27 protein-coding genes and 1 tRNA gene are annotated in these 25446 nt (G+C 64.4%); 16 read left to right on the plus strand and 12 right to left on the minus strand.

Going from position 1 to position 25446, the window contains the following annotated elements:
* The first annotated feature begins 131 nt into the window (after positions 1 to 131).
* Positions 132 to 509 carry a hypothetical protein gene (locus E5X34_RS21130; protein WP_127883342.1) on the plus strand — a complete coding sequence of 126 codons (378 nt, stop codon included), beginning with the start codon at positions 132 to 134 and terminating at the stop codon, positions 507 to 509.
* 159 nt (positions 510 to 668) lie between these two features.
* Positions 669 to 1157, plus strand: a complete 489-nt coding sequence (locus E5X34_RS21135; protein ID WP_292568547.1) for a hypothetical protein — start codon at positions 669 to 671, stop codon at positions 1155 to 1157.
* A gap of 35 nt (positions 1158 to 1192) precedes the next feature.
* On the opposite strand, the gene E5X34_RS21140 is transcribed toward E5X34_RS21135, so the two are convergent.
* The 5 genes from E5X34_RS21140 to E5X34_RS21160 are packed head-to-tail and all read right to left on the minus strand — an operon-like array spanning position 1193 to position 3483.
* The gene (locus tag E5X34_RS21140) at positions 1193 to 1498 is read right to left on the minus strand and encodes an urease subunit beta (protein WP_292568549.1); all 306 of its coding nucleotides are present in this window, start codon (positions 1496 to 1498) and stop codon (positions 1193 to 1195) included.
* Positions 1499 to 1505: 7 nt separating this feature from the next.
* Positions 1506 to 2099, minus strand: coding sequence for a HupE/UreJ family protein (locus tag E5X34_RS21145; RefSeq protein ID WP_292568551.1), 594 nt, complete (start codon positions 2097 to 2099; stop codon positions 1506 to 1508).
* 25 nt (positions 2100 to 2124) lie between these two features.
* On the minus strand, positions 2125 to 2379 hold the full coding sequence (locus E5X34_RS21150) for a DUF1272 domain-containing protein (RefSeq protein WP_292568553.1): 255 nt from the start codon (positions 2377 to 2379) through the stop codon (positions 2125 to 2127).
* Positions 2380 to 2406: 27 nt separating this feature from the next.
* Positions 2407 to 2709 (minus strand): urease subunit gamma, encoded by a 303-nt coding sequence (locus E5X34_RS21155; protein WP_041003069.1) that lies wholly within the window; start codon positions 2707 to 2709, stop codon positions 2407 to 2409.
* A 21-nt stretch (positions 2710 to 2730) separates the two neighbouring features.
* Complete coding sequence (locus E5X34_RS21160) at positions 2731 to 3483, minus strand: urease accessory protein UreD (RefSeq protein WP_292568657.1); 753 nt, start codon at positions 3481 to 3483, stop codon at positions 2731 to 2733.
* Positions 3484 to 3802: 319 nt separating this feature from the next.
* On the opposite strand from E5X34_RS21160, the gene E5X34_RS21165 reads away from it, so the two are divergent.
* The 3 genes from E5X34_RS21165 (at position 3803) to E5X34_RS21175 (ending at position 6126) form a co-directional block, all read left to right on the plus strand.
* Positions 3803 to 4057, plus strand: a complete 255-nt coding sequence (locus E5X34_RS21165) for an acyl carrier protein (RefSeq protein WP_041003067.1) — start codon at positions 3803 to 3805, stop codon at positions 4055 to 4057.
* Positions 4058 to 4061: 4 nt separating this feature from the next.
* Positions 4062 to 5270 carry a beta-ketoacyl-[acyl-carrier-protein] synthase family protein gene (locus E5X34_RS21170; RefSeq protein WP_042637488.1) on the plus strand — a complete coding sequence of 403 codons (1209 nt, stop codon included), beginning with the start codon at positions 4062 to 4064 and terminating at the stop codon, positions 5268 to 5270.
* 151 nt (positions 5271 to 5421) lie between these two features.
* Complete coding sequence (locus tag E5X34_RS21175) at positions 5422 to 6126, plus strand: glutathione S-transferase N-terminal domain-containing protein (RefSeq protein ID WP_292568556.1); 705 nt, start codon at positions 5422 to 5424, stop codon at positions 6124 to 6126.
* A gap of 145 nt (positions 6127 to 6271) precedes the next feature.
* Here the strand turns inward: E5X34_RS21175 and E5X34_RS21180 are convergent, their stop codons facing one another.
* The 4 genes from E5X34_RS21180 to E5X34_RS21195 form a co-directional block, all read right to left on the minus strand.
* Positions 6272 to 6571: a hypothetical protein gene (locus E5X34_RS21180; RefSeq protein ID WP_366664898.1), complete on the minus strand. Its 300-nt coding sequence runs from the start codon at positions 6569 to 6571 to the stop codon at positions 6272 to 6274.
* A gap of 209 nt (positions 6572 to 6780) precedes the next feature.
* Positions 6781 to 7395, minus strand: coding sequence for a nucleoside triphosphate hydrolase (locus tag E5X34_RS21185; RefSeq protein WP_292568560.1), 615 nt, complete (start codon positions 7393 to 7395; stop codon positions 6781 to 6783).
* Between the two features lie 195 nt (positions 7396 to 7590).
* Positions 7591 to 8697 carry a hypothetical protein gene (locus tag E5X34_RS21190; RefSeq protein WP_292568562.1) on the minus strand — a complete coding sequence of 369 codons (1107 nt, stop codon included), beginning with the start codon at positions 8695 to 8697 and terminating at the stop codon, positions 7591 to 7593.
* 236 nt (positions 8698 to 8933) lie between these two features.
* Positions 8934 to 10847 (minus strand): methyl-accepting chemotaxis protein, encoded by a 1914-nt coding sequence (locus E5X34_RS21195; protein ID WP_292568564.1) that lies wholly within the window; start codon positions 10845 to 10847, stop codon positions 8934 to 8936.
* Positions 10848 to 11138: 291 nt separating this feature from the next.
* On the opposite strand from E5X34_RS21195, the gene E5X34_RS21200 reads away from it, so the two are divergent.
* On the plus strand, positions 11139 to 12236 hold the full coding sequence (locus E5X34_RS21200; protein ID WP_292568566.1) for a D-alanyl-D-alanine carboxypeptidase family protein: 1098 nt from the start codon (positions 11139 to 11141) through the stop codon (positions 12234 to 12236).
* A gap of 374 nt (positions 12237 to 12610) precedes the next feature.
* Here the strand turns inward: E5X34_RS21200 and E5X34_RS21205 are convergent, their stop codons facing one another.
* On the minus strand, positions 12611 to 13060 hold the full coding sequence (locus tag E5X34_RS21205; RefSeq protein WP_292568568.1) for a universal stress protein: 450 nt from the start codon (positions 13058 to 13060) through the stop codon (positions 12611 to 12613).
* A gap of 310 nt (positions 13061 to 13370) precedes the next feature.
* On the opposite strand from E5X34_RS21205, the gene E5X34_RS21210 reads away from it, so the two are divergent.
* The 3 genes from E5X34_RS21210 to E5X34_RS21220 all read left to right on the plus strand — a co-directional run bounded on the left by E5X34_RS21210 (position 13371) and on the right by E5X34_RS21220 (position 15468).
* Positions 13371 to 14312 carry a DUF1003 domain-containing protein gene (locus E5X34_RS21210; protein ID WP_292568570.1) on the plus strand — a complete coding sequence of 314 codons (942 nt, stop codon included), beginning with the start codon at positions 13371 to 13373 and terminating at the stop codon, positions 14310 to 14312.
* A gap of 212 nt (positions 14313 to 14524) precedes the next feature.
* A tRNA-Arg gene (locus E5X34_RS21215) sits at positions 14525 to 14601 on the plus strand.
* A 114-nt stretch (positions 14602 to 14715) separates the two neighbouring features.
* Positions 14716 to 15468 carry a DUF5131 family protein gene (locus E5X34_RS21220; RefSeq protein WP_292568572.1) on the plus strand — a complete coding sequence of 251 codons (753 nt, stop codon included), beginning with the start codon at positions 14716 to 14718 and terminating at the stop codon, positions 15466 to 15468.
* On the opposite strand, the gene tcmP is transcribed toward E5X34_RS21220, so the two are convergent.
* Positions 15425 to 16351 (minus strand): three-Cys-motif partner protein TcmP, encoded by a 927-nt coding sequence (tcmP, locus tag E5X34_RS21225; protein WP_292568574.1) that lies wholly within the window; start codon positions 16349 to 16351, stop codon positions 15425 to 15427. The two genes, E5X34_RS21220 and tcmP, sit on opposite strands and share 44 nt — an antisense overlap.
* Positions 16352 to 16556: 205 nt before the next feature.
* Between tcmP and E5X34_RS21230 the strand changes: the two genes are divergently transcribed.
* Positions 16557 to 17258: a putative phage abortive infection protein gene (locus E5X34_RS21230; RefSeq protein WP_292568575.1), complete on the plus strand. Its 702-nt coding sequence runs from the start codon at positions 16557 to 16559 to the stop codon at positions 17256 to 17258.
* Positions 17259 to 17304: 46 nt separating this feature from the next.
* Here E5X34_RS21230 and E5X34_RS21235 read toward each other — a convergent pair whose 3' ends face one another.
* Entirely contained in the window at positions 17305 to 18777 is a 1473-nt protein-coding gene (locus E5X34_RS21235; protein WP_292568576.1) for a PLP-dependent aminotransferase family protein, read from the minus strand.
* 548 nt (positions 18778 to 19325) lie between these two features.
* Here E5X34_RS21235 and iolE point away from each other — a divergent pair.
* From iolE to iolG, 6 genes are read left to right on the plus strand one after another with little or no spacing between them, the layout of a single operon-like run.
* A complete protein-coding gene (gene iolE / locus E5X34_RS21240; protein ID WP_292568577.1) occupies positions 19326 to 20237 on the plus strand; it encodes a myo-inosose-2 dehydratase in 912 nt (303 codons plus the stop codon).
* 27 nt (positions 20238 to 20264) lie between these two features.
* Positions 20265 to 21362, plus strand: a complete 1098-nt coding sequence (locus tag E5X34_RS21245; RefSeq protein WP_292568578.1) for an ABC transporter ATP-binding protein — start codon at positions 20265 to 20267, stop codon at positions 21360 to 21362.
* Positions 21359 to 22672 (plus strand): extracellular solute-binding protein, encoded by a 1314-nt coding sequence (locus tag E5X34_RS21250; RefSeq protein WP_292568580.1) that lies wholly within the window; start codon positions 21359 to 21361, stop codon positions 22670 to 22672. The genes E5X34_RS21245 and E5X34_RS21250 overlap by 4 nt, the downstream gene beginning before the upstream one ends.
* An 11-nt stretch (positions 22673 to 22683) precedes the next feature.
* Positions 22684 to 23577, plus strand: a complete 894-nt coding sequence (locus E5X34_RS21255) for a sugar ABC transporter permease (protein WP_292568582.1) — start codon at positions 22684 to 22686, stop codon at positions 23575 to 23577.
* Complete coding sequence (locus E5X34_RS21260; RefSeq protein WP_292568584.1) at positions 23574 to 24392, plus strand: carbohydrate ABC transporter permease; 819 nt, start codon at positions 23574 to 23576, stop codon at positions 24390 to 24392. Before E5X34_RS21255 ends, E5X34_RS21260 begins: the two co-directional genes overlap by 4 nt.
* Positions 24393 to 24451: 59 nt before the next feature.
* Entirely contained in the window at positions 24452 to 25444 is a 993-nt protein-coding gene (iolG, locus tag E5X34_RS21265) for an inositol 2-dehydrogenase (protein WP_292568586.1), read from the plus strand.
* Positions 25445 to 25446 lie beyond the last annotated feature (2 nt).

Here is a 25446-nt window from a genome sequence, read left to right on the forward strand (position 1 = left end):
GTGGCACACATTGTCGCCACCCAATGGTCACGCAATGACCCGCTCGCCGACACTTTGAGCGCCCATTTCAGCGTTCCCATCAGGCCGTTGAGGCGGGCGGAATCACTCCCAATCCGATGGAAGGAACATCCATGCGCAACGCGATCCTTGTCGCCGCAGCCGCTACCTTGATGATGGCGGGTAGTGCCGGCGCCCAACAGCAGCCGACGCAACAACCCAGCCCGGCACCGACCGCCCCCGCCGCGCCGAAAGCCCAGTCCGCGGCGCCGGCGATCCAGAGCGTCAACGTCGTCGACATCACCGAACTGCCCAAGGATGCGCAGACGCAGGTGAACCAAATTGTCGCGCAGCGCGGCGATGCCGGCCTGCAGACCTTGCGCAAGTCGATCGACGCGACGCCCAAGGTGAAATCCGCGCTCGAAGCCAAGGGCATGAGCTCGGCGCAGGTGATTGCCGCCAGCATGCAGCCCAATGGCGCGCTGACGCTGATCACCAAGAAGGCGAGCTGATCGCGCGCCCGGGCGGACCGTCTTGCGGTCCGCCGCCCATATTTTGAAAAGAATGCGGGCCGCCTCGCGGGCCGCCGTCAGGCCTTCGAAGGGAACCTGCGGCCAGGCCGGACCGTTTCGCTGTTTTCGCCCCGCCACGAGGTCAGTCAGGAGCGAGCAATGGCGAATGGCCGGCGTTTTGCAAGATGGAATTCCGTGGTTGCCGCATCGCTTTTCGCGGTCGCCGCGCCCCATGCCGCGTCCGCTGCCCAGCCGTTGGGCAGCGACAAGCCTGCCGCCGCGATTGTCGATTCCGATGTCCGCCAGGAAGAGGCGCTCTCCAGGACGGAGGCCGGAAAAGTCATCACCGCCATTGACCGGACCCGCGACAATATCGGCACGGTGCGCAAGATCACCAAGCTCGACAGGGTCGACATCGTGTTCCTGACCGATGCGGCGCGCAGCGAAGGCGGGCCGCCGCCGGCCATCGAGAACAAAATGAAGCAGCATCAGGACGATGTCGCCGAGCTGCGCCAGGAGATCGAGGCGAACGCCCTGCTCTTCAACGCGATCGATTCCCGGCGCGTGCAGGCCGAGGACGTGCTCGCCGTTGAGTTCGACAATCCGGGGAAGGTCGTCGTCTACGCGGCCGCCAAGCCCCCGAAGTGATGGCCTCCGAAGTGATTTGAGCGCGGCGGCGGACCTCACAGCTTGCCCATCACCTTCTGCTGGAAGCCATAGACCTCGCGTTTTCCCCCCAGCGGCACCAGCGTGACGTCGCGTTCCTGGCCCGGCTCAAAGCGCATGGCGGTGCCGGCGGCGATGTCCAGCCGCATGCCGCGCGCGGGCTCGCGGTCGAATTTCAGGCCCTCATTGGTCTCGAAGAAATGATAATGGCTGCCGACCTGGATCGGCCGGTCGCCGCTGTTGGCGACCTTGAGGGTGACGGTCGGCCGGCCCTTGTTGAGGTCGATCTCGCCTTTGGCCGCAATAACTTCACCGGGGATCATCGCGCCCTCACACCATGCCGAAGGAAAGGCCGACGCCGATCGCCGCGCAAGCGGCGCCGGCGGCGCGCGCCAGGCCGCGGAAGCGCCACCCAAGCCGAAGGCCGGCCGCCATGCCGACACCGTGGAGCAGCGCGGTGACGGCGGCAAAGCCAGCCATATATTCGAGGCCGGCAGCGTTTTCCGGCACCTCGGCGCCATGGGCGTGACCGTGGAAGAGAGCGAGCAGGCCGATGATGGCGACCCCGGCCGAGACCGGCAGGTCGATCGCCAGCGCCACCAGCAGGCCGAGCGCCACGACGGAAGCGAGGATGCCCGGCTCGACGAAAGGCACCGGCACATGCAGCATGCCGAGCGCGCCGCCGGCCAGCATCACGCCGAGGAAGGCAAGTGGCCAGGCCCAGAGCGCCTTGCCGCCCTTCATCGCCGCCCACAGACCGACGGCGACCATGGCCGTGATGTGGTCGAGGCCGGACAGCGGATGCGCGAAACCGGCGGCGAAGGAAGAGGTGGAGCCTGCGCCGACATGGGCTTCAGCCGGGATGGCGGCCACCAGGAAAAGGATCGCGGCAAGTGCGGTTCGTTTCGTCGAGGCGGGGATCATCTTTCTGCCCTTTCCAATTGACCGGTTAAGCGGCCTTGCGCGGGCCGCAGCCTTCGGCCTTGAGCACGCGCCTGGTCGATGGCGGATATTTCGTCAGCTTGCCTGCCGGCCGGATCGGCCGCGGCGCGAAATTGCCGCCGCAATTCGGGCAGACGCCGCCCAGCACAGTATCGACGCAGTCGGCGCAGAAGGTGCATTCGAAGGTGCAGATCAGCGCATCGGTCGCCTCCGGCGGCAGATCCTTGTCGCAGCATTCGCAATTTGGCCTAAGCTCCAGCATCGGTCTTCCTCCTCACCGGATCGATCCTTACCTGATCGGCTCATGCACGGTCACCAGCTTGGTGCCGTCGGGAAACGTCGCCTCGACCTGGACGTCGTGGATCATCTCGGCGATGCCGTCCATGACCTGGGCGCGGGTGACGACATGGGCGCCGGCCTCCATGAGTTCCGCGACGGGACGGCCGTCGCGGGCGCCTTCGACGACGAAGTCGGTGATCAGGGCGATGGCTTCGGGGTGGTTGAGCTTGACGCCGCGCTCCAGGCGCTTGCGCGCCACCATCGCCGCCATGGCGATCAGCAGCTTGTCTTTTTCACGCGGCGTAAGATTCATGCGATGTCCCGGTATTTCAGATCAGAGTGACCACAATTTAGGCAGGCCCGCCCGTCCGTTGAGCAGTTCGACGAGCGGAACCAACCGCTTGCGGAGCTGGTAGCCGTCGCCGGCGGTGAGCCTCGCAAGAAGCTTGCCAGATCGGCCGACGCTCCAGAAGCTGGCGCCGCCGCCGGCGGCAGAGTCGCCGATGATCGCGCGGGCCGCCTCGAGCAGGCTTTCCGCTTGCGGCGAAACGAGCAGCAGCGTCGCGACGGCAAGCGCGCCGCCGGTCGCCGCCGGCCGCCGCAACGTTGCCGCGATATCCGGACCGATCCGGAAATCCTCCGCATGGACCAGCGTGCCGCCCTGGCGGACCCGCCAGCGGTCGTGGAAGCTGCCTCGAACCGTCCGCTCGCCCATCGCCAGCCGGCCGAACAGCGTGGCTTCGAGCACCAGCGCTTCGGCATCCTCCGCGAGATCGACATCCAGCGTGCGGGCGAAGGCGGCACGATCGAAAACGATGGTTTCCTGCGGCAGCCAGGCGAGGCGCCCGCCCGGACCGACCCGCAGGCCGACATTTGTCTCGGCCCTGTCGGCGGCGGCGCGATAGACCTTCTCGCAGGCCTGGCTGGTGATGGAGGCGGAGGCCTCGGCGCCGACCTCGATCGTCCAGCCGAGGCGGTCGCCGCCGGTCATTCCGCCGGCCGTGTTGATGAGCACCGCCTCGAGCGGATCGCCCTGCACCGCCGGCAGGCGGATCTTGGCCGATCCGTCCTGGTAGAGCCGCTGCAGGCGCGTCCGGCCATCGCTCTTGCCGCAGAAAAGCCTGGCTCGCCCGGCAACACGTTGCGCGGCAGGCGAAGCAGCGCCGGCCAAAGGCAGGGCGGGTGTCAGGGCGTTGTCGATCGTGTCCACGTTCCCAGGTTAAGCACTCCGGCGGCTTTGTCGATATATCGCTTGTTGCTTGACATCGTTTTGGTTTCTATAGAGGGAAGCCACCCTGGAGCGGTCGCGCGGTGCCTGGCGAGGTAAGGGCAACGGCGTTGTTGGATCCGGGGACCAAAAGGGGCGCTGATCAGTTGGCGTCGGGAAACGACAGGGAAGGAACCGAATGGCTGACCAGCTGACGACCGAGATCATCGAAAAGATCAAAGCGCATGCCGACACCGGTGGTGAGGAAATCACTGCCAGCACCGATCTCGGAACGCTCGGCATCCATTCGCTGGAATTGACCGAGATCATCTTCGATCTCGAGGAGAAGTACGGCATCGAGATCGAGATGAACACGGTCGATGCCTGGAGCAACCTGAAGAACGTCGGCGACATGGTCGAGGCGGTTCGCGAACTGATCGCGAAAAAAGCCTGACTGCATGCAAAAACGCGTCGTCATCACCGGTATCGGCGGGATTTGCGGGCTCGGCAACGATGCGCCGGCGATGTGGGACGCCATGCGCGCCGGCCGCTCGGCGATCGGCCCGATCGACAATCCGTCGCTGCATGACCTCAAGGTCAAGACTGGCTGCGAAATCAAGGAACTGCCCGAACATGGCATCGACCGCAAGCAGGTCGTGTCGATGGACCGTTTCAGTCTGCTGGCGGTGATCGCCGCGCGCGAGGCCATGCGGCAGTCCGGATTGACGGCACATGCCGACAACACCTACCGGATGGGCGCAATCGTCGGCATCGGCGTCGCGGGCTTCGAGACCATCGAAGAGAATTACCGCGCGATCCTGCTCGAAGGGCGCAATCGCGCCGCCATCTTCACCGTGCCGAAAGTGATGCCGGGCGCGGCCGCCGGCCAGGTGAGCATGGCGCTCGGACTGCGCGGCCCTGTCTTCGGGGCTACCTCGGCCTGCTCCTCGGCCAACCATGCAATTTCCACGGCGGTCGACCAGATCAGGCTCGGCCGCGCCGACGTGATGGTTGCCGGCGGCACCGAAGCGCCGCTGGTGTGGGGCGTGCTCAAGGGCTGGGAGGCGCTCAGGGTGCTTTCGCCCGACACGTGCCGGCCGTTCTCGGCCGACCGCGCGGGGCTTGTGCTTGGCGAAGGCGCCGGCATGGCGGTGCTGGAAAGCTACGATCACGCGATGGCGCGCGGCGCCACCATTCTGGCGGAGATCGCCGGCGTCGGGCTTTCCGCCGATGCCTCCGACATCGTCGCGCCGACCGTCGAGGGACCGGAAGCGGCGATGCGTTTCTGCCTGGCGGATGCCGGGCTCAATCCGGAAGACGTCGACTACCTCAACGCGCATGGCACCGGCACCAAGGCCAATGACCAGATCGAAACCGCCGCGATCAAGCGCGTCTTCGGCAACCACGCCCCTTCGCTCTCAGTGTCCTCGACCAAGTCGATGCATGCGCATTGCCTCGGCGCTTCGGGCGGGCTGGAGATGATCGCATGCGTGATGGCGATCCGCGACGGCATCGTGCCGCCGACCGCCAACTATCGCGAGCCCGACCCGGAATGCGACCTCGACGTGACGCCGAACACGGCGCGCGAGCGCACGGTGCGCGCGGCGCTCAGCAACAGCTTCGCCTTTGGCGGAACCAACGCGGTGCTGGCCTTCAAGGCGGTCTGATCACAATCCCGGTTGACTGTATGTGCATCGGCCGTCGGTGGCTGGTGTATTGATCCCGGCCGGCCGGGGACCTAGTTCTTCCTCACCCCGCCGTATTCTTTGCCACCCGTTGTGAGCGCCGCCCGGCGCCAATCCCTATCCGGAGTTTCCGATGACCGACCTGTCCGCCTTTCCGATCGCCAAGCGCTGGCCGGCCAAGCATCCGGAGCGCCTGCAGCTCTATTCGGCCACGACGCCCAATGGCGTGAAGGTCTCGATCGCGCTGGAGGAGATCGGCCTGCCCTACGAGCCGCATTATGTCGATATCGGCAAGAATGAGAGCTGGACGCCGGAGTTCCTGTCGCTCAATCCGAACGGCAAGATACCGGCCATCATCGATCCGGACGGTCCGGGCGGCAAGCCGATCGGCCTGTTCGAATCGGGCGCCATCCTGCTCTATCTGGCGGACAAGACTGGCAAGCTCATTCCCGCGGATCCGGCGCGCCGCTACGAGACGATCCAGTGGGTGTTCTTCCAGATGGCGGCGATCGGCCCGATCTTCGGGCAGGTTGGCTTCTTCCACAAATTCGCCGGTCGCGAGATCGCCGACAAGCGGCCGCTCGAACGCTACCGCGACGAATCGCGGCGGCTGATAGGCGTGCTCGAAACGCGGCTGAAGGGCCGCAAGTGGATCATGGATGACGACTACACGATCGCCGATGTGTCGATGCTGGGCTGGGTGCGCAATCTGATCGGCTTCTACGAAGCGCGCGACCTGGTCGGCTTCGATGATTTCCCGACCGTCGCCGAATGGCTGGAGCGCGGCCTGGCGCGGCCGGCGGTGAAACGGGGCCTTACCATTCCGGCAAAGGGCTAAAGCGCGTCGCGATCTTTCAGATTCGCTCCCCGCGCTTTAGGTTTTTTGATTTTACGCATGTCTTTATCGCGAAACCGGTTCCCACTTTCGGGAGACATGCTTTAGGCGCTTCACCGTTTGCGAAAACGGAAACGCGCTCTGGCCGTTACTTCGACTTGGCGCTGGTCTTCCTGCCAAGCACGGACGCAGCCAGCCTTGCCGTCGCTACCACCGCGCCGGTCGCAACGCTTGCAACGGTGCGGATCGGGCTCGACGTCTTCGTTGCCGACTTGTGCGGCCTATGCGCCTTGGGCGCGGCCTTGTGGGCCACGCCTGGCGTCACTTTCTTCGGGGCCGCCTTGCCGAAAGCCGGCTTGGCGTCTTTCGACCGCTCGGCGATCGCCGGGCCGGCGCCCGCCTTGGCCTGCGTCGTCCTGGATTGGGTGGCCCTGGTTTTTTTGGCCACGGGCTTTCTGCTGTTGGTTGCCATCTGACAGATCCTGCTCGCTTCTTTCGCAATCCGGACGGAAAGCGGTGTGCGCTTCCCTGGGATTGCTCCGGCGCCCTACAATTCGGGATAGGCTGATAACGGCGTGAAAACCTTAAAGTTCCCGTCCGAAAATATCGAAAATTGAGCAGGTTAACCAATCACCAGCGTCATTGATCAATGGCCCGTCATTGACCGATGACCATGTCGGCCGGCCGGCGCCGCGCCAGCACGCGCTCGATGTTGGGCATGTCGTTGGAGGCGATCCAGGCGCGGGCGTCCTCATCCGACTTGCCATGCTCGCGCCAGCGCTCCATCAGCCGGCGCTCGAGCTCGTTGCGCGGCACGTCGACGAAAATGGTGAAATCGAACAATGGCGCCAGCCGCGACCATGGCTCCTCGTCGAGCAGCAGGTAGTTGCCCTCGACCAGGATGAACTTGGTGTCGGCGGACACGATCTCGGCCGCCGCGCGCGACAGTTCGATGCCACGGTCGAAGACCGGGATGGCGATATCGGGCTCGCCCGAGCGGATGCGCTTCAACAGCGTCTCGAAGCCGGCGAAGTCGAAGGTTTCCGGCGCGCCCTTGCGCGGACGCAGGCCGCGGCGGTTGAGGATGATGTCATCATAATGGAAGCCGTCCATCGGCACGACCTCTGATGTCCCTTCGGGCAGAAGCTCATGCAGGTTCGCCGACAGCGTCGACTTGCCGGAGCCCGGCGGACCGGCAATGGCGACGACGAAGCGCTTGGCCTTGCCAGCGCGCTTGAAGATGGCGGCTGTGATATGGGCGATCTCGGACATCGGCGCCTCTTCGGTAAGGTTGCGGCCGGCATTTTGGCGGGTGTCGGTGGAAATTTCAAACCTGCTCTTGGTGACTGTGGCTCGACCGCTTGTCCGGCAGCCTCGCGCTTTCGAAATTGGCCGGAACGCCTGTCCCCTTCGTCATCACGGGCTCCGCTCTGGAATGACGAACTCCCAGGCGCCGCGCCTGAACCCCTACGCCGGAGCCGAACGCCCGATGCGCAGGAAGTCGCCGTCGAACGCCGCCTCCTTCACCGCGCCGTTCGGCGCAAGGACGCGCAAACGATCGGTCACCGCCTCGATCTCGGCAGGCGCATCCACCTCGGCGAACGGGACCGCGCCGATGACATGGCGAAACGACACCGACCGCCCTTCGGCCAGCGCGAAGGCCGTGGCCACGCCTTCATGCTTCAGCCAATTGTCGCCGAGCGAGGCGGCGTGGCCGATGGCGCTGCGGCCGTCCTCGATGCCGAGCACGCCGAGATGGCGGCCGCTCCAGGGCGAGTAATCGCGGCCGCCATTGGAGAACCAGAGCATGGTGACCGGCAGTTCGGCCGGGTTCTTCAGCACCAGAACCAGGTCCTGCTCGGCGCGCCGCGCGATCGCCGTCCAGCCCGGGCCGCCGTGATCCGCCTCGACCAGGGTGATGAAATCCTCGCGCCTGTCTTCGACGCGATAGTCGGTGAGATCGGTCGTGCCGCCGACTGCCCGCGGAAACTGTGTGAGGTCGGCGGCGCGGGCCGGATAGGCCAGCATGAAGCGGCCGCGCGCCGGATCGGGCTCCAGCGGCGTTGGGAGCGTGACAGCGACGCGCTTGGGCGAGAAGGCGAGCCGGCCGCCGCCTTGCATGACCGTCATCGGATGATGGGCGGCGGAGATGGCGCCGGAGCCGCCAGAGAAGACGTGCTCCTGGTAAAGGAAAGGATGGCCGTCGCGCAGGGTAAAAACCTTGTCGACAGCGGCGCCCATCACCTTGCGGCGCAGCCGGAAGACGGCGCGCCAGCCGCCGGCAATCGCGGCGTTCTCGACGACATCCCACTCGCTGTTGGCAGGCCAGCCATGCAGGGGCGCGGGTTCGACATCGCTGGTGGAGAACGGTGCGCAGAGGAAATCGCCGGAAAGCCGGACTGTGCCTTCGGGAAGGTTCGCGGGTAATGTCTCGCGCGGCGCGCCGACCCAGGGCGCGCGATGCAGCGGCTTCAGGACGCGGCCGTCGGCCTCGACCTCCATGGCGGCGATATGGCCGACGGCAAGATCGAGCGAGACGGAGATGCCCTTTGCGCCAATCGTGACCGTGTCCATGAATGCCTCCCGCGAATCTTTTTCTCGCGGGGAGCAAAGCCCGTCGAATGCCTCCTGTGCAAGCAGCGCGATCGGCATTTTGCATCAGTTCCTCACCCTTGGGAGGAGGGTCGGCGAGCGGTCGGAGCAAAGCGGAGATCGGTCGACGGGGAGGGGTCTGACAAAAAGAGTCCTTTCGACCTCCACCCCGATCCGCTGCGCGGATCGACTCTCCCCACAAGGGGGAGGGTGGAGCCCTACTGCCTTTTATACTCCCGCACCGGCGACTTCGTGCCATCCGTATAAGTCACCTGCACCGCCATCGATTTCACGTCGTCCTTGACCTTGAAATAGGGCTGGTAGTCGGAGGGAATGGCGTAGGGGTCCTTGGCGTCGCAGGGCGGCATCTTGATCTCCTTGTCGAGCGCCGAGCCGTTGAGGCTGTAACGGACCTCCCTGATGGCGCAGCGGTAGGAGAGCATCTGGGTGAAATAGACCAGGCCGCGATTGCCGCCGGAATCGAACGCGATCCACGACGTCCAGAACTGGTCGAGGATCTGCTTGTTCTCCTGCTGCAGCGCGCCGTCGGGGTCGAAGCGGATGTCGAACGGGCCGGTCTCGCGGCCGCGGATGTCGAGATATTTGATGGCGATGGTGGTGGCGGCGGTGCTGTCCGGCAATTCGAAGCTCGGATTGGGCATCGGCTTGCCGGTGCGCTGGTCGTTCATCGCCATAACCCCGGTGTCGGTGAACGGGCCGGAATCGCCCAGACGCCAGGAGATCGCCGTCGCCGGCTCGGGCAGCGAGATCGTCATCGACCAGCCGGCGTTGGAGCGCATCGGCGTCAGCGTCGGCACGAAGCGCGACGGGTCGAGCACATCGCCCAACGCCGTCAGCCGGCTGCGGCTGCGGTCGAGCCAGTCGGCCAATTGCGTCTGGTCGACGAAATATTTCAGCAGGCCGCCGTCCCTCTCGTAGGAGACGAATTTGCTCAGCGCCTGGGCCTCGCTGCGCTTGTCGGCGAGCGTCTGGCTGCCGAGGCGGTCCTCGGAAAACTCCTGCGCCAGGAGAAAGTAAGCCGGCGCGTAATCGGGGTTGGCCGCGATGAAGGCGTTGAGCTTGTCGAGCCGCTGCGCGTCATCGAACTGCAACAGATGCACGAGCTTGATCGACGGCGCCTTGGCCTTTTCCGCCAGCGTTCCGAACACTTCGCGGGCGCCGGCCTTGCCATCCTGGACCCTGAGCAGCGTGGCAAAGCGCGTGTAGGGATCGATGGCGTCGACGTCGAAGCCGGCAAAGGCGAGATAGGAGCGGCGGGCGTTGAGCATGTCGCCGGCGAGCTCATAGACGCGGGCGTTGTGGTAGAACTCGTCCGGGCGCTTCGGATCGGCGATCGCGCCGCCCTGCGCCGAGAGCTGGGCAAAACCCTTGGCGATCGTGTCGATCGAAGCGGCGATCTGCTCGGTCGTCGCCTGCAGCTTTTCAGCCTGCGCCTGCTGCTCTTGCTGGCCGGCGGCCAAGGTGTCGGTCGTCTGCTTGACCGCCTCGACGGTCTTCTGCGTCTCGGCGCCCTGCGCGGTCTGCTGCTGTTGGGCGGAAGCGATCTGCTCGGTCTTCTGCGCCACCGTATCCGTGGTCTGCTTCACCGCCTCGACGGTCTTCTGCGTCTCGGCACCCTGCGCGGTCTGCTGTTGCTGGGTGGAAGCGATCTCCTGCGCGGTCTTGGCGACCGTGTCGGTCGACTTCTTGACCTCCTCGACCGTTTTCTGCGTTTCGGTGACCGTCTGCTCGATCTTCGCCACCTTCTGCGAGACGATGCCCAGCGACTGCTGCAGCTCGGCGACCGCCGGCACGAGGTTGGCGATCACGCCGTTCTGCGAACTCGTTTCCTGCTGGATGCCGTAGACGCCGCCGGCGATGGCCGCGGCACTGGTGGCGAAGATCAGCGCCGGCATCGCCTTGGCGGCCAGCACCAGCCGCAGCACCATGGCGATGGCGATGATGATGGCCGCGACGGCCGCGACCAGGGCAATGTAGGCGGCAAAGGGTCCGAGCGGGTTGAGCACGTCACCGACCGCGCCGCTGATGAAGGCAAAGCTCGCCGCCCATTTGCCGGTGCGGCTGAGCGAGGCCCTGAGCAGCGAGGTCGTACCCGTGGCGATTTCCGACATGCCGATCCCCCCAAAACCAAGCCGCGACATATTAGCGGAAAGGAGGCGGGAATGGCAAAAGGGGACGAGCCGGGGTGGACGGCCTCTCACCCAGCCTCCGCTTCGCTCGGCTGACCATTCCGGGGCGAGCCACGGTTCTCGCCCGTCCTTCGGACCGCCGGCGGGGGAAGGTGGCCGCGAAGTGGCCGGATGAGGGGCGGCGCCAACGTCGAAGGACAAAGAGCCACCTTCTCCACCCCCAAAACCTGGGCAAATGCCTTGCGATGCGCGTTAACCAGTTGGACGCGGCACATGCGTTACGTTAGCTTCGCCGCATCTCAGCAACAGTTTAGAACAGTCTTGCCCCGTCCCCTCCCTTTCCTCCAGAAACTCATCGCCCTATTGGCCTTGCTCGCGCTGGTCGCCGGCTGCACGACGGCGGCACCGCCTGAGAGCGTGCTTGCCGTGCCGGCGCAGCCGCAGAAATATGCGGCGATTGTGGTCGATGCCTCGACCGGCAAGACCTTGTTCGAAGTCAATTCTAGGTCGCAGCGCTATCCCGCCTCGCTGACCAAGATGATGACGCTCTACATGCTGTTCGAGGCGCTGGAGAGCGGCCGGGTGACCAAGGAAACGCGGATCCCGGTTTCCGACCACGCCGCCTCGCAGCCGCCGACCAAGCTGCGCTTTAGGCGCGGCGAGACGATCGATGTCGATTCCGCCATCCGCGCCATGGTGGTGAAGTCGGCAAACGACGTTGCGGTGGCGGTGGGCGAGTATCTGGGCGGCGGCTCGGAGGATCAGTTCGCGGCGATGATGACCGCCAAGGCGCGCTCGCTCGGCATGAGCGGCACCAATTTCCGCAACGCCTGCGGCCTGCCCGACGACGGCCAGGTGACCACGGCGCGCGACATGGCGGTGCTGGGCATGGCGCTGGAAAAGCGCTTCCCGCAGCATTTCCACTATTTCTCCGAAAGCGACTTCATGTTCCGCGGCAGGCTGGTGCGCGGCCACAACGACATGCTGGGCCGCGTGCGCGGCGTCGACGGCATCAAGACCGGCTACATAAGGGCTTCCGGCTACAACATCGTCACCTCCTACAATGCCGACGGGCGGCACCTGATCGTGGTGGTGATGGGCGCCGACAGCGCGCGCCAGCGCAACGACCATGTCGAGGCGCTGATCCAGCGGAGCCTGGGACCGACGGTCGCGGATGCGGGGCAGCCGAGGCTGATGTATTCCGGGCAGCAGCCGGCCTCGCCGCCGCCCGGCCTGCCACAGGCGGACTCGGCTTTGCCAGGGTTGCCGCCGCAGCCGACGCCTGCATCGACGGTGCCGGGTTCGCCGGCGTCCGATTTCCCGTCGCCGGATCTGGCCTCGCCCGGCGCGCCACTGCTGCCGACGCAGTAGGGCGGGCGGGGCCGACGGGAAAGTCTGAGACGCCGGCGGGACAGCGCCCCCCTCTGGCCTGCCGGCCATCTCCCCCACTTGGGGGGAGATCAGATGTCGCGCCTGCTTTCGCCAATCGCGAACGCTGCAGGAATGAGCGCGGCGCCGAAACCGCCTATCTCCCCCCTTGTGGGGGTTGAGGAGCGGCCCGCGCAGCGGACGGGAAGCCAATTGCTTGGCTTTCCGAGCGACGAAAGCCCTGAGCGACAGCGAAGGGCCGCGCAGTCCGGCAGGACAGAGGGGGCGCGAAGCATCGCTGCCTATCTCGCCTTTCGCTGCCGCAAGGGTCTGCCCAGATTCAGGTCAGGCCGGCTTCACCTGAATATCGCTGGACCCTATCTCACCACCAGCACCGGGATCGTTGTCAGCGACACCACCTCGGCCGTCTGGCTGCCGAGCACCAGGCGGCCCAGCCCGCGGCGGCCATGCGAGGCCATGACGATGATGTCGCTGCCCTCGCTGGCGGCGACCTCCAGGATCGCCTCGGCGGGGGTGCGGTTCTCGATAGGCAGGGTCTTCGCGCCGACGCCCTTCGCATCCGCCTCGGCCTTGCATTTTCCAAGCAGCTCGCCCGCGTATTTGCGCGCGCTCTCCTCGTAATTGACCAGCTCGTCGGCGGCGACATAACCGGCCATGGCGCCGCCCCAGGCGAGCGTCGGGAACGGCTCGGAGACAGTGACGAAGGTGACGGTGGCGCCAAGCCCCTTGGCCAGCTCCAACCCGTGGGCGACGCCCTTCTGGGCGAGCTCGGAGCCATCGGTGGCGATGAGGATTTTCTTGTACATGGTGGCGATCCCTCTTTTGCGGGGCGATGCCCCAATGGCGAGAGCCTGAACGCTCCGGCCTGATGTCGATATAGTCAGCCTATCAGGCCCGCCACAGGGGCCAGTTTGATGTGGATCAAGGCCAGGCGACGGAGACGATTGCGCCAGGAGGTGGGCGCGAAATCGCCGGCGGCGCCGACCTATGCGCCTCAACAGCCCGTCCACCCCATCACAAGAACTTGTTCGGTCACACCAGCTTCACACTCACCATGGATATGCCGCGCCGGCTTGGCGTATCGTATCCGCAAAGCCTCGAACAGGAGCACCGACCATGGCAGGCGACCCGAAGGCATCCGCGCAGATCCAAGCCGACAACGAGGACGATGTCGCCGGCGAATATCTCGAGGCGGAAACCGTGCCGGAGGATGCCCAGGCAGCCGCCGACGAAATCCTCGAAGCGCCGGAGGTGCCGGATTCCGAGCCGCACGCCGAACCGCATGTTCCGGGCACGGCCCGGATCAAGCCCAAGAAAAAACCCTCGGCGATCTCGGGGCGCAAATTCCGCAAACGCGACCTGGTGCGCATCGACGATCTGAGGCCCAGCCTCGCCGACCGCATCCGCTCCGACCATCCCGACCTGCCGCGCGGCGCCCGCATCAGCCGCGAGGAGCTCGGCCGCTACCGCATGCGCTACATGGAGGAGTTGCTGCAGCAGGAGCACGGCGAATTCTCCGAGCTCGACCGCCAGGTGGTGGAATCGATCGCCAAGCAGGACACGATCTCGGAGAACTCGGAAGAGGAATATGAGGAGCACCGCTCCTTCCCCGACCGCGTCTCCGACACCATGGCCGAGTTCGGCGGCAGCTGGTGGTTCCTGATCTCCTTCGCGGCGGTGCTTTTGCTGTGGATCGGCATCAACCTGGTCGCCGGCACGACCAACGCCTTCGACCCCTACCCATTCATCCTGCTCAACCTGGTGCTGTCCTGCATCGCCGCCATCCAGGCGCCGGTGATCATGATGAGCCAGAAGCGCCAGGAAGCGAAGGACCGGCTGCGCTCCTTCAACGACTACCGGGTGAACCTCAAGGCCGAGCTGGAGGTGCGCCACCTGCACGAAAAGCTCGACTACCTCATCTCGCGCCAATGGCAGCGCCTGGCCGAAATGCAGCAGATGCAGCTCGATGCCATGCACGAGCTGACTGCGGCGAAGAAGGTGAAGCGCGCGACACGCGCGGTACGGCGGAAGACGGCGAAGGTGGGGGCGGAGGGGTGAGGACTTGGGTTCCTCGCCCCACGAATGTGGGGAGAGGTGTCTCGGCGAAGCCGAGACGGAGAGGGGAGCGCCCTATCCGACGATCCTCAGTCGGACAATCAACCGCTACAGCCCCCGCCAGCTCAATTGCCCGTTGAAGCATGCTGCGGCTTCCGCTAAGAAGCCGTGGCTGGCCGGCTCACCGGCCGGTTCGTTTTCCGGTTCCCCGGGAAGCACCCGTAGCTCAGCTGGATAGAGCGCTGCCCTCCGAAGGCAGAGGTCACAAGTTCGAATCTTGTCGGGTGCGCCACGTTCGATCGATCGCCACGATTTTCGCTCCCAAGAATCGAGTGGCCGCCTCTTGTTGAAACGGAAATTTCATAGCCTTCGATTAACCATGATCAGACACTAGGAGAATTGTCCTATGGCTGAGACCTCGATTGAATGGACAGATGCGACTTGGAACCCGATAGCGGGGTGTACAATCGTTACAGCAGGGTGCACGAATTGCTATGCGATGCGGATGGCTGCGCGCCTCGAAGCCATGGGATCGGAGAAATACCAAGGTTTGACCCGAAAGAGCGGCGGTCGCGCAAAATGGACCGGAAAAGTCGTCGCGGATGCAAAGTCCCTCAAAACCCCGGCAACATGGTCGAAGCCGCGCCGAGTATTTGTCAATTCAATGTCTGACCTTTTCCATGAGGATGTGCCAACTGATTTCATCCGCAAAGTATGGGCTGTGATGGAACAGACGCCACGGCACACATACCAGATCCTGACTAAGCGGCCGGAGATAATGGCTGAAGTCCTTTCGCGTGGTGATTTCCCCATCCTGCCAAACGTTTGGCTTGGAACCAGCGTCGAGGACAGGCGAGTGCTCGCCCGACTGGATGAGCTTCGAAGGGTGCCGGCGGCTGTTCGTTTTGTCTCGTTGGAGCCCCTGATCGGCTCGGTGTGGGGCGCCAATCTAGCAGATATTCACTGGGCGATCGTTGGAGGTGAGAGCGGACCAGGCGCGCGCGCTATGGATCCACGGTGGGTCGAAGAGATCGAAAACATGTGCCGACGCAGTGGCACTGCGTTCTTCTTCAAGCAGTGGGGTGGACGCAACAAGAAGGCGACTGGCAGAATCCTTAATGGCCGCACGTACGACGAGATGCCGGCCTTGTCGATTTGAGGATGTCGTTGCCGAATGATTTGGCCAGACCAATTGCTCTTGGCGAAGGATTCGATATCGCGCAGAACAGTGAAAACCGTTGTGGTCGTTCAACGACCGGAAGCGGATATGGGTCTAAGACTTCTGCAAAAATAGTTTTCAGCCGTTTCTTAACATACCGCTCCAGACCTCCAACATCGGCATTGCGTTGAAGCGTTTCGGTGTCATCGAGATAGCCGAGCAGGTCCGCAGTCAGCGATGTTTTGACCTTCGAATAGAGTTCGCCTTTCCATTCGTCGGATCCAAGCATGCGAGTTATGGCCCCTTCCTTGATCGCGTCAATCTTGGACATGTCGCGGGCGGCCTGTCGGTAGAGGCCAGCCAACGGAAATAGATACCAAACATCGATCGCCTTGGTGGCGGCGATTTTTTCGAGTGTCTCCCACTCAACCTCCATCCCATAAGGATCGAGAAACATTACCGCCCTAGTTCGTTTCCAACCGTCCCATTCGATTTCGCGTTGTATCAACTCGTTTGCGTTTCCCTTTAGAACTGAGATGTCGAGTTGAGGGTTTGCGGCCTTCAGACCTTCAAGGGCCGCAACATGTTTTCGACGGGTGTCCATGAAAATTAGGCGGTCGAATGGCGGCTTGATATCAACCGCTATTTGCGCAGAGCCTCTGCGCAGTTCGACTTGCTCCGGTGCCGGCTCTTCCAAAAGGTCTCCCGCCCGAGCTTTGACCCGAACAGTCCGCTTACCCGTGCCCGCAAAAGCGTCAATATACCAGACGTGGTCACACCAAGTGTGTAGGGCAGCTGAGTACCGCTTCAGGTAAGCTTCAACAATTGCAAGCTTTATCTCGGTATGCTGCCCACCGAATTCATGGTCATTCCCCGGCATCATGCGGCCCCTCTCCCTGAAAGCATCATTACATTCTCGTACCAAAAAGTGGTCTGCAACCTGTCGCAATGCCACCAGACAAATTGTATAAGACGCCGATGATTGGCTAACGGGGGCTACTTTGGAAGATCGAATAGTCCGTCGGGTCGCTATCGGCGCATTCATACTGTGGCTAGTTTGGGCGCTTCATCCGTTTCTTGCAAAGCGAATGTTAATCCCATGGGATGCGCCGACAGTTGGTCAATGGGGCGATAGCTTCGGCGCTCTCAATGCCTTAATGTCGACTCTCGCATTCGCCGCTGTATTCTTCACACTGCGCCTTCAGCAACGTCAGATCAACGACGCCCAGCGCGATCAGCATATACAACGGTTTGAAAGCACTTATTTTGAAGTTCTTCATCTTTTTCGCGAAGCCAGAGAAGCTTTCCAATACAAATACGGTGAGGCCTATGTTGATGCAGGAAAGATCAAGCCGCTTTTCAATTCGCTGACGTCCGGCCTTGACGCGGTACGGCGCGCTAATTTTGAGATATTATGGCGCCTTGGAAACATGCCTATCGATGAAATTAAACCACAATTCGTAGGTGACGTTTATGAGGCGGCAGTCATTGACAGGTACGAGAGTTCGACTGGGCCGTATTTTCGTCTTTTCTATACAATTTTATTTCGCATAAGAGACGATAACTTTCTCACACCAACCGAAAAACGGCGATATGCTAATCTCTTTCGTAGTCAATTGTCATCTCATGAGGTTGCCCTTGCAGGGTTCAATGGGCTCAATCCAGTGTCGAAGGACCTCGCCACATTGATCATAGAATTCCGGATACTAAAGTATCTCCCCGACGAATTCGGCCGCAAATACCTTGCCAGATGCTATCCTCCGCAAGCGTTTGAAGATCGCCCCGACTGACCGGGTCGAGTCATGAGGCGAGAGAGATGGTGGTGGTGGTTCGCTCTCACCCCAGCACCTCCCCGATCGCCTGCGCCAACCTCTCCACCCCGTCCCGCGTCTGCGCCGCGTCGCACGCCGCATAGCCCAGCACCAAACCTTGGGTCGGCGCCGTGTTCTGGAAATATTTCGACAGCGGCGAGACGTTGATGGCCCTTTTGGCCGCCGCTTGGCTGACCTTGATGTCGTCGATGCCGTCCCTCAGATAGCCCACCACCTGGATGCCGGCTTCGGCGGGGGAGAGCGTGATCTCGTCGCGCAGGCGCTCGGTGACGATGTCGCGGAAGAGCTGGCGGCGCTGGGCGTAGATGCGGCGCATGCGCTTGAGGTGCCGGCTCATATGGCCCTCGGTGATGAAGTCGGCCAAGGCGGCCTGCAGCAGCAGCGGCGCGAACTGGCCGGTGGTGGAGAGCGCGTTGACGATGCGGCCGGCGAGCTCCGGCGGCAGCACCATGAAGCCGAGGCGCAGCGCCGGGAACAGGAGCTTGGCGAAGGTGCCGACATAGATGACCCGGCCAGAGCGGTCCATGCTCTGGATCGCCGGCACGGGGCGGCCCTGAAAACGGTATTCGCCGTCGAAATCGTCCTCGATCACCCATGAATTGGCGGTCTCGGCAATGTCGAGCAGGCGCAGCCGCTCCTCCATGCGCATGGTGATGCCGAGCGGATGCTGGCAGGCGGGCGTCACATAGATGAGGCGGGGCAACGGGTCCGGCGGATCCAGAGACCAGCCGCGCTCCTGGTCGACCGGGATGGGCAGGACCCTTGCGCCGGCCACGGTGAAGGCGGCCTTGGCGCCGTAATAGCCGGGCTCCTCCATCCACACCGTGTCGTCGGGGTCGAGCAGCAGGCGCGCCAGGAGGTCGAAGGCGGCCTGCGCGCCGGTGGTGACGACGATCTGCTCGGGACGGCAGCGCACGCCGCGCGCGGAGAAGAGGTAGCCGGCGATCGCCTCCTTCAGCGCCGGGTGGCCGGTGACGTCATAGGTGCCGAACAGCGTCTCGCCGCCATGGCTGGCGCGGCGCGCCACCAGACGGCCCCAGACGCCGAAGGGAAAGCTCCCCGCATCCGGCATGCCGGGGTGGAAGGCGACATGGCCCGGCCTGCCGTGATGATAGGGCTGGCTGAGCAGTTGCTGGCCGCGCAGCGAGGGTTGGCGCAGCGGCAGGGGCGGTTCCTCGCGCGGCGACTCGCGCGGGCCTTCGGGCAGGTCGACGATCACGGGCCGCGCGCCCTGGCGGTTGGCGAGATAGCCTTCGGTGACGAGCTGGTCGTAAGCGGCGACGATGGTGTTGCGCCCAAGGCCGAGCTCGGCGGCCAAAGCACGGGTCGAAGGCAGCTCCGAGCCGGGGGGAAGCGCGCGGCTGCGGATGATGGCGACGAGGCCGTGATAGAGCTGGCGCGACAGATGCTCGGGGCTCGCGCGGTTCACGGCGAGCGTGTCGAGCGGGAAGGCCTGGGGCTTGGGGTGCGGGCGCATGGGTTTATCTCGCGCCGTGGGTGACGCGACTACCGCGTGCGAGCCTTCCAGGTCGAGTTCCTTCGCGCCCCCCTCTGTCCTGCCGGACATCTCCCCCACTTGGGGGGAGATCAGCAGTTCCGACGCCCCGCTCGTCCTGCAGCGTAGGCTGATTGGCGAAAGCTGGCGCGACATCGATCTCCCCCCTCGTGGAGGAGATGCCCGGCAGGGCAGAGGGGGGCGCTGTCCCGCCGACGATCGACATTTTTGCTGACTTCCATCCCATCCCCCATCCTGCCATACCCACCTCCCCGCGCAAACTGGTTCCTTCATTTTCCGGAAAACTGGCCCTCGCGATGGAGACAGAGCGGCGTAGACTTCGCTCACAGACGTTGGGGAAAAGACGTCGGCGCAAGACCGGGGAACACAGGTCAGGGCAAGGCAACTGGGAGGCTGCCGGCCGGACAGGCAAGGCGGGCGCGATGCATCGCCCGCCGCAGGCATGAAGCCATTTCCCTCCCGAAATGAACACTCCGCAGCCATCCCGGCTGCGGGGCGGAAAGTGAGCAATGACGACAGTTCGACTTGGCATAAACCCGATCACCTGGACCAATGACGACGTGCCGGAACTGGGCGGCGACACGCCGCTCGAGACCTGCCTCGGCGAAACCGCGGAAGCGGGCTATGCCGGCACCGAGCTCGGCGGCAAGTTCCCGCGCGACAGCCGCACGCTTCGGCCCATCCTCGACCATTACGGGCTGGCGCTGGTCTCCGGCTGGTATGACGGGCGCATCTGCGAGAAGGAGGTGGACGAGGAGTTCGAGGCGATCCGGCCGCATCTGACTTTATTGCGCGATCTCGGCGCCAGACGTGTCGTCTATGCCGACACCTCGCGCGGCCGGCATGGCGCGATCCATGACCCGATCTCGCAGCGGCCGAAGCTGATGGACGGCGAATGGAAGGCCTATGGCGAAAAGATCACCAGGCTTGCCGAGCGCTTTTCCGATTTCGGCGTCGGCATGGCCTTCCACCATCACATGGGCACGATCGTCGAGACCGACCACGAGATCGACAGGCTGATGAATACGACCGGCGAGGCGGTCGGGCTGCTTTACGACACCGGGCACTGCGCCTTTTCCGGCGGCGACCCGGAGCAATTGCTGCGCCGGCATGTGGAGCGCGTCGTGCATGTGCATTGCAAGGATGTGCGCCCGGCGATGCTGAAGAAGGCGCGCGAGGCCGACATGAGCTTCATGGGCGCGGTGATGGAAGGCATCTTCACGGTGCCTGGCGACGGCGCGATCGACTATCCGACGCTGCTCAAGATCCTCGCCGACCACGGCTATTCCGGCTGGCTGGTGGTGGAGGCCGAGCAGGACCCGGCCAAGGCGCACCCCTTGACCTATGCCACGATGGGGTATCGCAATCTCAAGAAGCTGGCCGAGGGCGCGGGCTTCTACGTCCACGAGCGCAAGGGCTGAAGAAAGCATGGGGCGCCGGGGAGGGAGATGAGTTCGGTTCTGTACCAGAAGGTGGTCAAGAGCTTCGGCGCGCTTAACGTGCTGCGGTCGCTCGACCTTGCCGTGCCCGATCACAAATTCCTCGCTTTGCTCGGCCCGTCGGGCTGCGGCAAGACGACGGCGCTGCGCATCCTGGCCGGGCTCGACATGCCGAGCGCGGGCAAGGTCTTTATCGGCGAGCGCGACGTCACGCGGCTGCAGCCGCGCGATCGCGACATCGCCATGGTCTTCCAGAGCTACGCGCTTTATCCGCAGATGACGGTCGCCGAGAACATCGGCTATCCGCTGTGGATCCGCGGCACGCCGGATGCCGGGCGAAAGGCCAAGATCGGCGAGGTGGCCGCCATTCTCGAAATCGGCCACCTGCTCGACCGCAGGCCGCGCCAGCTTTCGGGTGGACAGCGCCAGCGCGTCGCGCTGGCCCGCGCCATCGTGCGCGACCCGGCGGCCTTCCTGATGGACGAGCCGCTCTCCAATCTCGACGCGAGGCTCAGGCTCACCATGCGCGGCGAGATCAAGCGGCTCTGCCAGCGCCTCAGCGCCACCACCATCTACGTCACCCACGATCAGGTCGAGGCCCTGACGATGGCCGACTTCGTCGCCGTCATGCATGGCGGCGAGCTGCAGCAGATGGCGCCGCCCATCGAGATATATGACCGCCCGGCAAACCGCTTCGTCGCCACCTTCGTCGGCAACCCGCCGATGAACATCCTGCCGGCGGCGCTTTCCGAGCAAGGCGTGATCGTGGCCGGCAAGGTCGTTCCGCTGGACGCCGCGCGGCTTGCCGCCTGCCGCGCCGCCTCGATCGCCGAAATTGGCCTGCGGCCAGAAGATTGCAGCGCTGCCGCGGCGGACACGCCCGACGCGCTCCCCGGCGAAATCTACGTCGTCGAACCGATGGGCAACGAGACGCTGGTCAATGTCCGCCTGGAAGGCGGCAACGTCTCGGTGCGGGCCGGCCGCGAATTCCGGGGTGTGGTGGGTGAAAGCATCGGCGTCGCCTTCGACCCGGCGAACGCCTGTTTCTTCAATTCGGCCGGCCTGACAGCCGTCCACAGGGTCAACAACAATGGGAGAGTGACATGATGCATTCAAGCAGACTTACTCGCCGATCCGTCATCAAGGGCGGGCTCGGCCTGGCCCTGGCGACCACCGCGCTGACCACGCTCGGCCTGCCGATGCCCGCCAAGGCGGCCGGCAAGAAAGTGATCATCGGCGCCTTCGCCGATGGCGGCCTGACGCCGTTCAAGGAAAAGATCATCCCGCTGGCCAAGGAACAGGGCTTCGACATCCAGTTCCTCGAGGACGAATACGGGGTGACGCTCGAAAAGTGGTTCGCCGACGCCCAGAGCGGCGCCGGCCAGTACGACCTCTATCTGCTCGACGACCCGTGGGTGCCGCAGTTCGGCGCCGCCAACGTGCTCGAAGACCTCGGTGCCGGCGGCATCGACGGGGCCGACAAGGACTGGATCGGCTCGATGATCGACATGGGCTATTGGCCGCCGCAGAAGGGGCCTCGCGTCAAGGGCTTCGAGAACGCCAAGCCGACGCTGATCTGCGTGCCCTTCGTCGGCGACCTGCAGACGCTGACCTATCGCAACGACGTCTTCACCGGCGGCGCGCCGAAGACCTGGGACGAGGTGATCGCCAAGGGCAAGGAAGGGGTTGCCGCCGGCAAGATCAAGTATCCGGTCGTCTTCCGCGGCGTTTCCGGCAACCCGATCGTCACCAGCTGGTATCCGGTTTTCCTGTCGTTCGGCGGTTCCTTCTTCGACGACAAGTGGAACCCGATCTTCAATTCGGCCGAAGGCAAGGCTTCGGCCGATTTCTTCGTCGGCACGATGAAGCAGAACACGGCGAGCGGCGTGGTGGAGTTCGATTCCGACCAGGAGGGCGCGGCGATCCTCGGCGGGGACGCGGGCGCCATCATCCAATACTCGGGCAATGCGCTGAAGGCCGATGATCCCGCCCAGACGAAGGTGGCGGGCAAGCTCGATTTCGGCGTCGTGCCGAAACAGGAAAAGGCGATCGCCCAGATGGGCATCTTCATCGCCGGCGTGCCGAAATCGGCGCCCAACAAGGCGAACTCCATCGAGTTCCTGAAGTGGTATGTGAGCGCGGAAACCCAGGCCAAGCTCTCGGAAGCGGGCTCTATTCCGGTCAAGCGCAGCGCCTTCGGCGTCGCCAAGCCCGGCAACCGGCTGATCCCGGTCGCGCTTCAGCAGCTCGACGCCGGCGCACTGCCCAGGCCGCGCACGCCCGACTGGGCGAAGGTAGAAGAACTGCTCGGCATCGAGCTCAACAAGGCCCTGCAGGCAGGCTCCGGCGGCGGCGCTGCTTTGGACACGGCCGCCAAGCAGGTCAAGGACTACCTGACCACGGCCGGGTACTACTGATGCAAACCGGCATGCAGGCACGTAAATATCGCCTGCAGGGGGCGGGGCTCGACCTCGCCCTCCCATACCTCATGCTGGCGCCGGGCCTGATGGTCGTGCTCGGCGTGCTGGTCTATCCGCTTTGGGACGGGCTGCGCGCCAGTACCCGGGCTTACCGCTACGGGTCGCCCATCTCCAATGTCGGCTTCCAGAACTATGTGCAGCTTTGGAGCGACGCGCAGTTCCTGAATTCGCTGTGGGTCACGGTCAAGTTCGTGGCGCTTTCGGTGTCGATTGAGGCGGTGCTGGGCTTCGCGCTGGCCTTGTTCTGCCTGCACGAATTCCGCGGCATAAGGCTGCTGAGGACGGTGCTGATCATTCCCATGGTGATCACACCGGTCGTCGTCGCCATTCTGTTCAGGCTGATCTACGCCAGCGACGCCGGCATGCTGACGGCGCTCTCGGAGGCCATGGGCGGCGGCGGAGTCCAGATCCTCGGAAACCCGCTCAATGCCTTTATCGGCCTTGTCGTGCTCGATGTCTGGGAGTGGACGCCGCTGATGTTCCTGATCCTGCTTGCCGGCCTGCAGTCGCTGCCGCACGAGCCGTTCGAGGCGGCGCGCGTCGACGGCGCCGGGCCGTGGCGCGTCTTTGCCGATCTCACCTTCCCGATGATGCGGCCGGTGCTGGCGGTCGCCATCGTGCTCAGGACCATCGACGCCTTCGGCACCTTCGACCAGGTTTTCGTGCTGACCCGAGGCGGACCGGGCGAAGCGACGAGGCTGATCTCGATCTATGGTTATGACACCGCGTTCAAGTTCCAGCAGACAGGATACGCGGCGGCGCTGTTCGTGACGATCGGCCTCGTCGTGCTCGCGCTCGCCTTCAGCGCCATCAGGCTCCTGCGCAGGGTCGACGCGTCATGAGCACCCGGCTGGCACGCATCCTCACCACCATCTTCGTGCTCGCAGTCGTGCTGCTGCCGATCTACTGGCTGGTCTCCACCTCGCTCAAGTCCAATCGCGAGATCACCCAGGAAGGCACGCTCTACCCGCATGTGCCGACGCTCGACAATTACGTCAGGCTGTTCACCGAAAAGCAGTTCGGCTCCTACCTGACGAACTCGGTGGTGGTCACCTTCTTCTCGGTTGCGATAGCGCTGGTCTTCGGCGCGATGGGCGCCTATGCGATCGCGCGGTTCCGCCTGCCTTTCGCCGCGGAGCGCAAGGTCGGCCTGTTCCTGCTCACGCTGCGCATCATCCCGCCGGTGGTGATCCTGATCCCGGTCTATCTCCTGATGCTCAGCCTCGGCCTGCTCGACAGCTGGCTCGGCCTGATCGCTACTTATACCGCCTTCAACGTCACCTTCTGCGTCTGGATGATGGAGAGCTTCTTCCGCGAGATCCCCGTCGACCTCGAGGAGGCGGCCATGGTGGACGGCGATTCGCGCTTCGGCGCCTTCCGCCGCATCACGCTGCCGCTGGCAGCACCCGGCTTGGCGGCCACCGCCATCTTCGCCGTGCTTGTGACCTTCAACGAATTCCTTTTCGCGCTGGCGCTGACCGCGACACCGCGGGCAATGACCATGCCGCGCGGCACCGCCACGCTCATCGGGCGCATCGATACAGACTGGGCCTCGATGGCCGCCGCCGGCGTCATCGGCGCGCTGCCGATCGTCTTCTTCGCGCTGCTGGTGCAGCGGCACCTGGTTCGCGGCCTGACCATGGGGGCCGTGAAGTGACCGCCGGCCGGGCATGTTGAACTGGCCGTCGCGGACGGCCGCACAGGAAAGTTGAACGCATGATGGATGTTTGTCTGTTCGGGGTGGGACTGATCGGAAGGGTGCATGCCGGCAATCTGGCGCGCCACCCGAAGGTGCGGCTGCGCTATATCGTCGATCCCAACCGGGAAGCCGCCGCCAAGGTCGCGGCCGCGACCGGCGCCGGGATCGCCGACACCGAGACCGTGATGAACGATCCGTCGGTGAAGATGGTGTTCATCGCCTCGGCGACGCGCACCCATGCCGATCTCGCCATGGCCGCGGCGGCGAAAGGCAAGGCGATCTTCTGCGAGAAGCCGATCGATCTCGACCTCAAGCGCACCGACGAGTGCCTGGCCGCGGTCGCGAAGGCCGGCGTGCCGTTCCAGATCGGTTTCAACCGCCGCTTCGATCCGAGCTTCCGCGCGTTGAAGGAGCGCCTCGACGGCGGCGAGATCGGCGCTGTCGAGCAGGTCATCATCACCAGCCGCGATCCCGAACCCGAAACCGAGGAAGCGCTGGCCGGCGGCGGCGGCGTCTTTCGCGAGATGACCATCCACGACTTCGACATGGCGCGGAATATGCTCGGCGAGGAGCCGGTCGAACTGTTCGCGACCGGCTCCTCGCTGGTGGCGCCGCAATACAGGAAGCTCGGCGACTACGATACCGCGATGTTCATCCTGCGCACGGCATCGGGGCGGCAATGCCACATCAACAACAGCGTCAGGGCCGCCTATGGCTACGACCAGCGCATCGAGGTGCATGGCGCCGACGGCATGCTGCAGGCCGGCAACCGGCTGCCGACCTCGGTGGAAATGTATGGCGGCAAGGGCATATCGCGCGACAAGCCCTACTACTTCTTCGTCGAACGCTATGCCGAATCCTACGCCGCCGAGATCGACCACTTCATCAGCTGCGTCGAAACCGGCAGCAGCCCGGCGGTCACGGCCAGCGACGGACGCAAGGCCATGATCCTTTGCGAGGCGGCGCTTGCGTCGGCCCGGTCCGGCCGATTCGAGCCGGTAAAACTCTGAGC

The sequence above is a fragment of the Mesorhizobium sp. genome (assembly GCF_004963255.1).
In the GTDB taxonomy this organism is placed as follows: domain Bacteria; phylum Pseudomonadota; class Alphaproteobacteria; order Rhizobiales; family Rhizobiaceae; genus Mesorhizobium.

Coding starts and splice junctions, on each gene's coding strand:
- E5X34_RS21130 (WP_127883342.1), top strand. CDS start 132: ATGCGCAACGCGATCCTTGTCGCCGCAGCCGCTACCTTGATGATGGCG.
- E5X34_RS21135 (WP_292568547.1), top strand. CDS start 669: ATGGCGAATGGCCGGCGTTTTGCAAGATGGAATTCCGTGGTTGCCGCA.
- E5X34_RS21140 (WP_292568549.1), bottom strand. CDS start 1,498: ATGATCCCCGGTGAAGTTATTGCGGCCAAAGGCGAGATCGACCTCAAC.
- E5X34_RS21145 (WP_292568551.1), bottom strand. CDS start 2,099: ATGATCCCCGCCTCGACGAAACGAACCGCACTTGCCGCGATCCTTTTC.
- E5X34_RS21150 (WP_292568553.1), bottom strand. CDS start 2,379: ATGCTGGAGCTTAGGCCAAATTGCGAATGCTGCGACAAGGATCTGCCG.
- E5X34_RS21155 (WP_041003069.1), bottom strand. CDS start 2,709: ATGAATCTTACGCCGCGTGAAAAAGACAAGCTGCTGATCGCCATGGCG.
- E5X34_RS21165 (WP_041003067.1), top strand. CDS start 3,803: ATGGCTGACCAGCTGACGACCGAGATCATCGAAAAGATCAAAGCGCAT.
- E5X34_RS21170 (WP_042637488.1), top strand. CDS start 4,062: ATGCAAAAACGCGTCGTCATCACCGGTATCGGCGGGATTTGCGGGCTC.
- E5X34_RS21175 (WP_292568556.1), top strand. CDS start 5,422: ATGACCGACCTGTCCGCCTTTCCGATCGCCAAGCGCTGGCCGGCCAAG.
- E5X34_RS21185 (WP_292568560.1), bottom strand. CDS start 7,395: ATGTCCGAGATCGCCCATATCACAGCCGCCATCTTCAAGCGCGCTGGC.
- E5X34_RS21190 (WP_292568562.1), bottom strand. CDS start 8,697: ATGGACACGGTCACGATTGGCGCAAAGGGCATCTCCGTCTCGCTCGAT.
- E5X34_RS21195 (WP_292568564.1), bottom strand. CDS start 10,847: ATGTCGGAAATCGCCACGGGTACGACCTCGCTGCTCAGGGCCTCGCTC.
- E5X34_RS21200 (WP_292568566.1), top strand. CDS start 11,139: ATGCGTTACGTTAGCTTCGCCGCATCTCAGCAACAGTTTAGAACAGTC.
- E5X34_RS21205 (WP_292568568.1), bottom strand. CDS start 13,060: ATGTACAAGAAAATCCTCATCGCCACCGATGGCTCCGAGCTCGCCCAG.
- E5X34_RS21210 (WP_292568570.1), top strand. CDS start 13,371: ATGGCAGGCGACCCGAAGGCATCCGCGCAGATCCAAGCCGACAACGAG.
- E5X34_RS21220 (WP_292568572.1), top strand. CDS start 14,716: ATGGCTGAGACCTCGATTGAATGGACAGATGCGACTTGGAACCCGATA.
- tcmP (WP_292568574.1), bottom strand. CDS start 16,351: ATGATGCCGGGGAATGACCATGAATTCGGTGGGCAGCATACCGAGATA.
- E5X34_RS21230 (WP_292568575.1), top strand. CDS start 16,557: ATGTTAATCCCATGGGATGCGCCGACAGTTGGTCAATGGGGCGATAGC.
- E5X34_RS21235 (WP_292568576.1), bottom strand. CDS start 18,777: ATGCGCCCGCACCCCAAGCCCCAGGCCTTCCCGCTCGACACGCTCGCC.
- iolE (WP_292568577.1), top strand. CDS start 19,326: ATGACGACAGTTCGACTTGGCATAAACCCGATCACCTGGACCAATGAC.
- E5X34_RS21245 (WP_292568578.1), top strand. CDS start 20,265: ATGAGTTCGGTTCTGTACCAGAAGGTGGTCAAGAGCTTCGGCGCGCTT.
- E5X34_RS21250 (WP_292568580.1), top strand. CDS start 21,359: ATGATGCATTCAAGCAGACTTACTCGCCGATCCGTCATCAAGGGCGGG.
- E5X34_RS21255 (WP_292568582.1), top strand. CDS start 22,684: ATGCAGGCACGTAAATATCGCCTGCAGGGGGCGGGGCTCGACCTCGCC.
- E5X34_RS21260 (WP_292568584.1), top strand. CDS start 23,574: ATGAGCACCCGGCTGGCACGCATCCTCACCACCATCTTCGTGCTCGCA.
- iolG (WP_292568586.1), top strand. CDS start 24,452: ATGATGGATGTTTGTCTGTTCGGGGTGGGACTGATCGGAAGGGTGCAT.